Source organism: Lonsdalea britannica (genome assembly GCF_946477055.1).
In the GTDB taxonomy this organism is placed as follows: Bacteria; Pseudomonadota; Gammaproteobacteria; order Enterobacterales; family Enterobacteriaceae; genus Lonsdalea; species Lonsdalea britannica_A.
Map to the genome: position 1 here is coordinate 1 of NZ_CAMKXG010000130.1, position 9,927 is coordinate 9,927.

General features: G+C 52.3%; 10 protein-coding genes. 4 read left to right on the forward strand and 6 right to left on the reverse strand.

Annotated features, from left to right (window positions below):
• Nucleotides 1–1,390: fumarate hydratase (locus Q7O77_RS10175; RefSeq protein ID WP_304166568.1), on the reverse strand; the 1,390-nt coding region annotated here is incomplete at its 3' end.
• A gap of 535 nt (nt 1,391–1,925) precedes the next feature.
• On the opposite strand from Q7O77_RS10175, the gene alkB reads away from it, so the two are divergent.
• On the forward strand, nt 1,926–2,543 hold the full coding sequence (gene alkB / locus Q7O77_RS10180; protein ID WP_304166571.1) for a DNA oxidative demethylase AlkB: 618 nt from the start codon (nt 1,926–1,928) through the stop codon (nt 2,541–2,543).
• Nucleotides 2,544–2,653: 110 nt separating this feature from the next.
• Here the strand turns inward: alkB and ydfZ are convergent, their stop codons facing one another.
• From ydfZ to Q7O77_RS10205, 5 genes are all read right to left on the reverse strand, one after another.
• Nucleotides 2,654–2,860 (reverse strand): putative selenium delivery protein YdfZ, encoded by a 207-nt coding sequence (gene ydfZ, locus Q7O77_RS10185; RefSeq protein WP_304166574.1) that lies wholly within the window; start codon nt 2,858–2,860, stop codon nt 2,654–2,656.
• Between the two features lie 175 nt (nt 2,861–3,035).
• Nucleotides 3,036–4,235, reverse strand: coding sequence for a multidrug efflux MFS transporter (locus Q7O77_RS10190; protein ID WP_304166576.1), 1,200 nt, complete (start codon nt 4,233–4,235; stop codon nt 3,036–3,038).
• Nucleotides 4,236–4,414: 179 nt separating this feature from the next.
• Entirely contained in the window at nt 4,415–5,257 is an 843-nt protein-coding gene (gene queF / locus Q7O77_RS10195; protein WP_304166579.1) for an NADPH-dependent 7-cyano-7-deazaguanine reductase QueF, read from the reverse strand.
• 4 nt (nt 5,258–5,261) lie between these two features.
• On the reverse strand, nt 5,262–6,131 hold the full coding sequence (locus tag Q7O77_RS10200) for a queuosine precursor transporter (RefSeq protein WP_085652231.1): 870 nt from the start codon (nt 6,129–6,131) through the stop codon (nt 5,262–5,264).
• Entirely contained in the window at nt 6,132–6,746 is a 615-nt protein-coding gene (locus tag Q7O77_RS10205) for a helix-turn-helix transcriptional regulator (RefSeq protein WP_304166584.1), read from the reverse strand. It abuts the gene before it with no gap.
• A gap of 686 nt (nt 6,747–7,432) precedes the next feature.
• Between Q7O77_RS10205 and Q7O77_RS10210 the strand changes: the two genes are divergently transcribed.
• The 3 genes from Q7O77_RS10210 to Q7O77_RS10220 all read left to right on the forward strand — a co-directional run.
• Complete coding sequence (locus Q7O77_RS10210) at nt 7,433–7,933, forward strand: TIGR00645 family protein (RefSeq protein ID WP_085652267.1); 501 nt, start codon at nt 7,433–7,435, stop codon at nt 7,931–7,933.
• A gap of 213 nt (nt 7,934–8,146) precedes the next feature.
• Nucleotides 8,147–8,668 (forward strand): gluconokinase, encoded by a 522-nt coding sequence (locus tag Q7O77_RS10215; protein WP_304166587.1) that lies wholly within the window; start codon nt 8,147–8,149, stop codon nt 8,666–8,668.
• A 12-nt stretch (nt 8,669–8,680) separates the two neighbouring features.
• On the forward strand, nt 8,681–9,927 hold a 1,247-nt coding region (locus Q7O77_RS10220), incomplete at its 3' end, for a dihydroxy-acid dehydratase (RefSeq protein WP_304166588.1).

Consider the following 9,927-nt stretch of genomic DNA (forward strand, 5'->3'; position numbering starts at 1 on the left):
CTTTCGCCAGCATGATCTTGCTGCCGCCGTGGGACTGCAGCAGGTCGACGTAGGAATCCATACGACCCGCGGTGGTTGGCCCCAAAGAGCCGGAGGCATAGCCAGTCGGCGTTTTGGCCGGGCCTGCGTAGTAAATCGGATGGTCTTTAACGTACTGAGGCAGACCTTCACCGTTGTCGATACGCTCTTTCAGCTTCGCATGAGCAATATCACGTCCTACGATGATCGTACCGCTCAGAGACAGACGCGTAGAGACCGGATACTGAGACAGTTCGGTGAGGATGTCATCCATTGGTCGGTTAAGGTCAATGCGGACCGCTTCGCCTTCGCCAGCCTGACGCAGATGTGCCGGGATGTATTTGCCAGGGTTCTGCTCCAGCTGTTCCAGCCAAATACCGTCGCGGTTGATTTTGCCTTTGATGTTACGGTCTGCGGAGCAAGATACGCCCATACCGACCGGACATGATGCGCCGTGACGCGGAAGACGGATCACGCGAATGTCATGCGCGAAGTATTTACCGCCGAACTGTGCGCCCAGACCCAGATTACGGGCTTCTTCCAACAATTCCTGCTCCAGCGCGGTGTCACGGAAAGCTTGACCGTGTTCGTTGCCTTCGGTCGGCAGTTCATCGTAGTAGTGCGTGGAGGCCAGCTTGACCGTTTTCAGGGTGGTTTCTGCAGAGGTGCCGCCGATGACGAAAGCAATGTGATACGGCGGGCAAGCCGCGGTGCCCAGCGTACGCATTTTTTCTACCAGGAAGTTTTTCAGTTTTCCCGGTGTCAGCAGCGCTTTGGTTTCCTGATACAGATAGGTTTTGTTGGCAGAACCACCGCCTTTGGTGACGAACAGGAACTTGTACTCTTCGCCTTCCGTGCTGTAGAGGTCGATCTGCGCCGGCAGGTTGGTCCCGGTGTTAACCTCTTTGTACATGTCCAACGGTGCGTTCTGAGAGTAGCGCAGGTTGTCTTCGATGAAGGTGTTGTAAACGCCGTGCGACAGCGCTTCCGCATCGTTGACACCGGTCCAGACGTTCTGGCCTTTCTTGCCGACAATGATTGCGGTTCCGGTATCCTGACAGGTCGGCAAAATACCCTTGGCGGCGATTTCCGAATTGCGCAGGAATTGCAGCGCGACATATTTGTCGTTTTCACTCGCTTCCGGATCGCTCAGGATATCGGCGACCTGCTGCTGGTGGTCGGGACGCAGCATGAACGAAGCATCGTGGAAGGCTTGCTGCGCGAGCAGCGTCAGTCCTTCCGGCGCGATTTTCAGCATGTCCTGACCGTCGAACTGCGTGACGGAAACATAGTCCTTGGAGAGCAAGCGATACTCGGTTTTATCTTTACCGAGGGGGAAAGGCTCTTGGTAATGAAAAGTTTTATTCGACATTGGTTTCTCACTTAAGGCCGTATAGTTTATGAATTCATTCAGTTTTATCGCCCTGGCGGCGTGTTTTGCGCAGTCTTAATCATTAGAGCGGTGCGTTTCGTGCTGCGACAAAAGTAATAGACGCTACAATGTTATGGTTTTATTTCCACGAGTGCTACGTATGCGGGGCACATTATTATTAATCTCCGTCATGTTTTCATGGAAAATAGCGATAGGCTTGTTTCATTCGGCGAGAATTCAGTCGGATGTGCTTTGAAAATAATATTTAAGTTAATTAATTTGTTTAATTTAAATAAATAAAGGCGAGCTGGAACATGTACCAAAAAATAAAAACACGCATGATAGCTATGCATTTTCATTATTTTATCCCCGCAAATATCCCCTTTTGTCTTCTATAAAAAGATCGTATTAGTGTGCATTCGCCGTTCACAACACGCGTGCTGGGTTAACGTCTAGGCTTCATTGCAACCCTGTTTCTGTTGGTGCTCGGGAGGTCGGTCAGAGCAACGCTGCACTCACTTAGAGAGGAATACGCATGAACTTCGATCTGTTTGCCGATGAACAACCTGAGCGCCGTACGGAGAGACTGGCGCCGGGAGCCGTGGTGCTGCGCGGCTATGTCTGGGACGAAGCCCGCATGTTATTGGACGGTATCCAGCAGGTGAGCGATTCCGCGCCTTTCAGACACCTGATAACGCCGGGCGGCTATAGCATGTCTGTGGCGATGAGCAATTGCGGTCCCTTAGGATGGGTGAGCGATGATCGAGGTTATCGTTACGATGCGTACGATCCGCTTTCTGGCCGCCCTTGGCCCGAAATGCCGCCTCTCTTTTATCCGTTAGCGACGGCCGCTGCCGAAGAGGCGGGTTTTCCGGGATTTCAACCCGATGCGTGTCTGATCAATCGCTACTCATTGGGAGCGCGTTTATCGCTTCATCAGGATAAGGACGAGCGCGATATTGAGCAGCCTATCGTCTCGTTTTCATTGGGGTTGAATGCCGTTTTTCTGTTTGGGGGACGTGAGCGTAGCGATCCCTGTCAGCGTGTACTGCTTTCTCATGGCGATGCGGTGGTGTGGGGTGGGGAATCCCGGTTATTTTACCATGCGATTCAGCCGCTAAAACCAGGGCCATTGCCCAGTGACATGCCGTGAGAATACCGGTTTAACCTGACGTTTCGCCGCGTTCGCTGAACGGTGAGCAAACGCATGTTGGGATAGTTTAAAACGATCATCGGGCGTCAGATGCGCCCGATGGAGAAAGATCAGGCACGCCCCAGGCGCATCAGTTCTTCCGGTGCAAAGAAGCCATTTACGCCCTGTAGCTCAACGCATTTGGCCTTACGGACGTCTTCACGTTTTAAGTTCTCCGCATGGATTGCGGCGATAGTGCCTACCGTGCGAGAGCCTGCCTGCATGACTCGGCAGCCCGTGCTGAGTGGATTTCTGTATCGGTCATATGCGGTGTACATTTTTTGCCTCCTTTTTTACGACATACAACGCTATTGATCCTACTGCTCGGCATGGGATTAGACCATGACATTAGCATGGTTATAATTAATTGCTCTATAAATCAAAGGGCTTGTGACGGGGCGCATTAAAAACGACAGAACGAACGCCTATGAGCGGCGTTTGTTCTGTCGACCGTCAGGAGGTCGCGTTTTTGGGCAGACGTTTGAAACTGAAGATCAATTGAACCGCGTTAATGACAATTAGCAGCGATGTCACCAAAAAGACCCAGCGGTATCCCAGGGTGGCGGAAATACCGGAGCCGAGCAGGGGGCCGACGACGTTCCCCAGATACATGCAGGACTGGTTATAGCCAAAAATGCGTCCGGTCACCTGCTGGCTGCTGTATTTCACCAGCAGCGCCTGCACTGCGGGTAACAGCGCACCATCGGCAAAGCCCAGGATAAAGCGCAGGATCCCCAATTGGGTCGCGCTTTGAATGGTCGACATCAGGAAAAACAGCAGTGCGCTGAACAACAGCGCGACGATGAGGATGCGCTGAGAACCGATGCGGTCACCCAGCTTGCCCAATCGGGGCGCAGACATTAACGCCGACACCCCGGGAACAGCGGCAATGACCCCGCTGATAAAGGCGATATTCTCGATGTTGGGCGACAGTTCGCGGATGAACAGCGTCAGTATCGGGCTAATCGAACCATTAGCCATCTGTATCATCATGGTGGTGACGCAGAGGCTGACAATCAGCATCGGATAGGGCAGAGACGCGAAGACCGCCTTGCCGGACAGTCGGTCGGCTTTGCTGACTTTGACGAAATTCTCTTTAATGGCGAACAGCGTAATCAGGAAAGAGATAAATAGCAGGCCAGACGTCACGAAAAATACCGTTCGCAACCCCAGGTGATCCGCCATGAATCCCCCCAGCATCGGCCCTATCAACACGCCGGAGACTTGTCCGGTCGAGAGCGTCCCTAGAGCCCAACCGCTTCGAGCGCGGGGGACCTGAGAGGCGATCAACGCCATCGCGTTAGGGATATAGCCGGAAGTGAGCCCCATCAAGGCGCGAAGCAGGAACAGATGCCAGACGCTGGTCGCCATCCCTTGCAGCCCCATGACGATCGACATGCCGAGCGCGGCGCGCAGCAGCATCAGCCTGCGCCCTTTACGGTCGGCCAGACTGCCCCACAGGGGGGCGACGATGGCTGAAATCATGAAGGAAGAGCTGAAAATCAGCCCAGACCACAGATTTAGAGACGCATGATCGCGAACGCCGAGTTGCTCGATATACAGCGGCAAAAACGGCAGGATCTGGCTCATGGCCATGCCGGTAAAAAAGCACCCTACCCAAGCGGAGAAGAGGTTAAGTTTCCATTTTTCCATAAGGTCAGGACATGAAGTTACTTAGACTGTGAATAATCAGTATGGCCGTTTTACCCGCATCGTGAAATGGTTTTTGTATATCAAAGAATAACAGGCAGGTGGAAGGAAGGACGAACCAGGGGGAACCGAATGGGAAATGATGACGCCGCCTTTCCGGTCAGGATAGGCGGCGAGGAGCCTTACTGACGGACCAATCGGCCTATCGCGTGGCTGTCTTCGAAGTTACTGCGGAATGGGTTGATATCCAGGCCGCCGCGTCGCGTATAGCGCGCGAAAACCGTCAATTTCTGCGGCTGGCAGTAGCGCTGAATATCATTGAAGATGCGCTCGACACACTGCTCATGGAACTCATTGTGCTGGCGGAACGAGATCAGATAGCGCAGCAGGCATTCCGGATCGATTTTTTTGCCTTCATATTTTATCACTACGCTGCCCCAGTCCGGCTGGTAGGTCACCAGACAGTTGGATTTGAGCAGGTTGGAGCTCAGCGTTTCGCTGACCGTCGGCGCATTTTCGGAAACGGCGTATTTCAGATAATCCGGGTTGAACGAATAGTCGTTCACTTCGATATCCAGATCGTCAATAACGGTGCCCGGAAGACCGTCGATTTGTGCCGGATAGCCGGTCAGCCCAGGATAAATATTAACTTTAACTTGGCCTTGCGCGGCGGCAGACAGGTCGGTCACCAGCGTGGACAACAGCGTTTCAATGTCGCGCATGCGCGTCTGGTTAAAGCTGTTGAGGTACAGCTTGAACGACTTGGATTCGATCAGGTTTACCGAAGAGGCGGGCACGTGAAATTCGGCAATGCCTACCATCGGTTTGCCTTTCTTGTTGAGCCACGACAGCTCAAAGGCCGTCCACAGGTCATAGCCCGTGAAAGGCAGCTCGGCGTCGGTCAGGCCGACCAGCTCCCGCCCATTGGCGCGAGGCAGCGCTTCCAGCAGTTCCGGATCGTATTGATCGGGATAGCTGGAGCGAACGCCAAGATGCGTGATTTTATCTTTTTCCGTGATATGCATAAGATCATTTCCTTGCCGGAGCGGCGTTGATATAGCTTCTGAACAGTTTCCGCGTGCCGTAAATCGGGCCGACGCCCAGCACCGCATAAACGACTTTAATCATGAATTGAGACAGAATCATGGTTTTGATCACGTCAAAACTCAGCACATTATAGAACGCCACGGTGCAGAAAATAACGCTGTCTACCGCCGATGCGGTAATTGTACTGGTGATGACGCGAATGAACAGATAGCGCGACTTCGTCATGATTTTAATTTTGTACAGAACGTAGGCGTTGACGTTTTCAGAAACCAGATAGGCGAGCGAAGACGCCACCAGCACCGCCATGATGCTGTGTACGATACCGTTGTAGGTATGGTCGTATTCCCACTGCGGCAGTCCCGGGATCAGACTGGTCACCCACAGGCCGAGGACGAACGCGAGGTTGGCGAAAAAGGTGATGAGGATCGTTCGCCTTGCCAACTTCAGTCCATAAAATTCGTTAAGGATATCCACCAGAATAAACGTAATGGGGTAGACGAAAACGGCAGGCGGCACCACCATGTTTAGCGCGGGAACGAAGACCGGCTTCACCCCGGCAATGGTCGAGAAAATATAAATAACGCTCAGCGCGATGCTGATCAGCAGATAGGCATGCCATGAGCGATCGTTGCGGTCGCTGATGTCGTAAACGGTCGTGATGTCTTTGCTGTTGTAGAGCTTTTTATATAAAGCATTGAGCTCGTGGCGGCTGAAATCGTCTGAGATTTCGTTATCCACGAGCTCTTTTAAATCCATGCTGATGGTTTTGCCGGTGGCCAGCACCATGATATTGGCTGACAATTCGCCGCTATGGTTAAATCCCAGTAGTTTAAACTTTCTGTTGGATTCCATTTACAGTCTTTCCTCTATGATATAGCCCAGCAGTTCTATATTGCTGGATCTTTTCCTTTCAAAGGATATGTTTCCCTCTGGTGGCTGAATAATAAAACCTTCCGCCTGCGAATAGCATAATGAGGGGGTGTTAACTACCAGGGCCGGCGGACGCTTAATAATAATGACATCGTTCGGTGAGAATTGGTCATTGATAGCGGATTCAATCCTGACCGCCAACATATTTGACTCTTCGCCAAAGAAATAAGTGAGCGGATATTGAATCGCCAGTTGACCTATTTTCTTATCTTGTGACGCTAATAAATCAGATTGAGGAATAATAGGAATCGCGGCCGGATTTTTATTCCCTTCGTAGGAAATGGTATTATTAAGCTGTTCGATCTTTTCCAGATCGTAATCTTCTATTTCTTCACACGACAGGCCGAAAAAATCGGAAATACGATTCACGGTTGATTGCTGTACGTTATTCACGCGGCCATCGAGAATTTTGTAGATAGTTGTGCGGGTCACACCGGTGCGGTTTGAAAATGACGCTTTCGTTTCTCCGCGCGTCCGCATCAAATATTCAATATTCTTGATGATGTTGGTTTTACGTTGAGCATTCGTTGTTTTCATAGACATCCTTTACGCAATAACACCTCTTACCCGCTTATCTTACGCTAAAACAGCGTTTGTCCGCATCCAGAGGGGCGTAATTTCTTGTCGAATTCAGCGGTTAAATCATCATACAAAATTCTTAACTTACACACTATCCCTGCCATTATTATTGGCTTATTGAAAGTGAACACTAAAGTTTGTTTTACGTCAACTTATCTGTTGACTAAACGTTTTTTGCTGCGTTAATGTTTAAAAAGCTCAGATAGATACGCACGGTACATAATGTTGTTATGTATTTATGACAATCATTATTGATTAGATAATTATTGCCGTGATTTCTTTATTCGAGACAGAGTCATTCTAATTCCAACACCAGGGAACTTAGGTAGGAATGAATGAAGACAATATCATTCAAGATCCATTGACCCGATATAATTAGCCATGCCAATCATATTGCCGCGTTGCCGTGAAAATCTGGCGGCGCGGCAACATGATTGTTCGGCGCTCGGCGCTTATCCTCTCCTCGCAACGTCCTCTCACCGTCAGTCTCCGTTCTGTCGAAGTCCAGGGTGGATACCGGCGGTACGCCGCTCTATCATGATTCATGGGTCACCCAAGAAGCGCAAATTCGTTCACAAGGAAGTAACACTGAAACGCGAATTTTCGCTATCATGCTTCCTTTCTACCTGCGACTGATGAGTACTATGGAACGTTTTCTTGAGAATACGATGTACGCCGCCCGGTGGCTGTTGGCTCCGGTTTATCTTGGTTTATCGCTGGGACTGCTGGCGCTGACCATCAAGTTTTTTCAGGAGATCTGGCATGTTCTGCCCAACATTTTTTCCGTGGCGGAATCTGATCTGGTCCTGACGCTGCTGTCGCTGGTGGATATGACACTGGTGGGTGGTTTACTGGTCATGGTGATGTTTTCAGGTTACGAAAATTTCGTCTCGGCTCTCGATATCGACGAGGGCAAAGAGAAGCTGAACTGGCTCGGCAAGATGGACTCCGGTTCGCTGAAAAATAAAGTGGCGGCCTCTATCGTCGCGATCTCTTCTATCCATTTACTGCGCGTGTTTATGGATGCCCGCAATGTCGCCGACAACAAGCTGATGTGGTACGTGATTATCCACCTGACTTTTGTGTTGTCCGCATTCGTGATGGGCTATTTGGACCAGCTGTCGCGTCGGGACAAAGACCACTGATCTCTGGCGCGCTAACGTTTGCCAGTCACACAAGTACTTGCCCACAGAGTCAGGCGCGTTCGCCGCGGCGTACCGTCTCTGTGGCGCGCGAGTCCTCTCCAGGTCATTTTGAGGGTTTTGTCACAACTCTACATTGTTACCGGTAACATGTTATCGGTAACGGTGCTACGATTATTGACATAACCGTTTTTATTCGATGGGTGGAGAGGAAGTATGGCGGGTCAAAGCTTTATTCTGATGGGCGTGTCCAGTACGGGGAAATCATCAGTCGGCGAAGCGCTGGCGAAGGCTATCGGCGCCAAGTTTATCGACGGCGATGATTTGCACCCGCGCAACAATATCCTGAAAATGGCGGGGGGAGACCCGCTAAATGATGATGACCGCGCCCCGTGGCTGGAGCGCATCCGCGATGCGGCCTTCAGCCTTGAACGAAAAAATGAGATCGGCGTTATCGTCTGTTCGGCCCTGAAAAAGAAATATCGTGATCAAATCCGCTCGGGTAACGAGCATGTCACCTTTATCCATCTTTCCGGCTCCTTCGAACTGGTTCTGGCTCGCATGATGGCGCGCGAAGGCCACTTTATGCCCGCGGCGCTCTTAAAGAGCCAGTTCGATACCTTAGAAGTGCCGGGGAACAACGAACCCGATGTGATCACGGTCAGTATTGATGGCAGTTTTGATGACGTAGTGAAGCGCTGCGTCATGGCGGTACGTGGGAGAGCGTGCCGTGCTTAAACGGAGGAATGAATGAATAACAATAAAGTCATTGAGCAAGTCACACGTCGTATTCTGGAGCGCAGCGAGGCGTCTCGCAGCCGCTATCTGGCGAAAACGGAAGCTCAGGCGGCGCAAGGCAAAACTCGTAGCCACCTGTCCTGCGGCAATCTGGCGCATACGGTCGCGGCCTGCCCCACCAGCCAGAAAGGCACGATTCTGGATTTCACCCGCGTCAATGTCGGCATCATCACCGCCTATAACGACATGTTGAGCGCCCATCAGCCTTACGGCACCTATCCCGACAAGATGAAGAAAACGCTGTCTGAAATGGGGCACAGCGCGCAGATTGCCGGCGGTGTCCCGGCGATGTGTGATGGGGTGACGCAGGGGCAGGATGGTATGGATCTGTCGCTGTTCTCGCGCGATCTGATCGCTCAGGCGACGGCCGTTTCGCTGAGCCACAACACCTTTGATGCGACGCTGCTGCTGGGTATCTGCGACAAAATCGCGCCCGGACAGCTGATCGGCGCGCTGTCGTTCGGCCATCTGCCTTCGGCTTTCGTCCCGTCCGGCCCGATGTCCGCGGGCATCAGCAACGACGAGAAAGTGAAAGTCCGCCAGCAGTACGCCGCGGGGGAAGTCGGCAAGGCCGCGTTGCAGGACATGGAGTGCAACGCGTATCACTCGCCGGGCACTTGTACGTTCTACGGCACGGCCAACACGAACCAGCTGGTGTTTGAAGCGATGGGGCTGATGCTGCCCGGTTCTTCTTTTGTCGCGCCGAACGATCCGCTGCGAGCGGCCCTGACGGATAAAATCACCGCGCATATCGTCACTCAGGCCGACAACGGCACTCAATACCGACCGCTGTCGCGCGTTGTGGACGAAAAATCCATTGTTAACGGACTGGTCGCACTGCTGGCTTCCGGCGGAAGTACCAACCACTCTATCCATCTGGTGGCGGTCGCGGCGGCGGCGGGTTACATCCTGACCTGGGATGATATCGAAGAACTGTCTCAGGTCGTGCCGCTGCTGGCGAAGATGTACCCGAACGGTCCGGCCGATATCAATGAATTCCAGCAGGCGGGTGGCGTACCGACGCTGATGAAAGCGCTGGCGGAGCGCGGTCTGCTGAACATGGACGCCACGCCGGTCTATGGCCGCATGGAAGACTATCTTTCAACGCCGCGCCTGCAGAATGGCGAAGTGGTTTTCGAACCTGCGGCTGACTCTTCCAACCCGAACGTCATTTCTCTGCCCGGCACCCAGTTCAGCGT

Coding starts and splice junctions, on each gene's coding strand:
- Q7O77_RS10205 (WP_304166584.1), bottom strand. CDS start 6,746: ATGAAAACAACGAATGCTCAACGTAAAACCAACATCATCAAGAATATT.
- Q7O77_RS10200 (WP_085652231.1), bottom strand. CDS start 6,131: ATGGAATCCAACAGAAAGTTTAAACTACTGGGATTTAACCATAGCGGC.
- ydfZ (WP_304166574.1), bottom strand. CDS start 2,860: ATGTACACCGCATATGACCGATACAGAAATCCACTCAGCACGGGCTGC.
- alkB (WP_304166571.1), top strand. CDS start 1,926: ATGAACTTCGATCTGTTTGCCGATGAACAACCTGAGCGCCGTACGGAG.
- Q7O77_RS10190 (WP_304166576.1), bottom strand. CDS start 4,235: ATGGAAAAATGGAAACTTAACCTCTTCTCCGCTTGGGTAGGGTGCTTT.
- queF (WP_304166579.1), bottom strand. CDS start 5,257: ATGCATATCACGGAAAAAGATAAAATCACGCATCTTGGCGTTCGCTCC.
- Q7O77_RS10215 (WP_304166587.1), top strand. CDS start 8,147: ATGGCGGGTCAAAGCTTTATTCTGATGGGCGTGTCCAGTACGGGGAAA.
- Q7O77_RS10210 (WP_085652267.1), top strand. CDS start 7,433: ATGGAACGTTTTCTTGAGAATACGATGTACGCCGCCCGGTGGCTGTTG.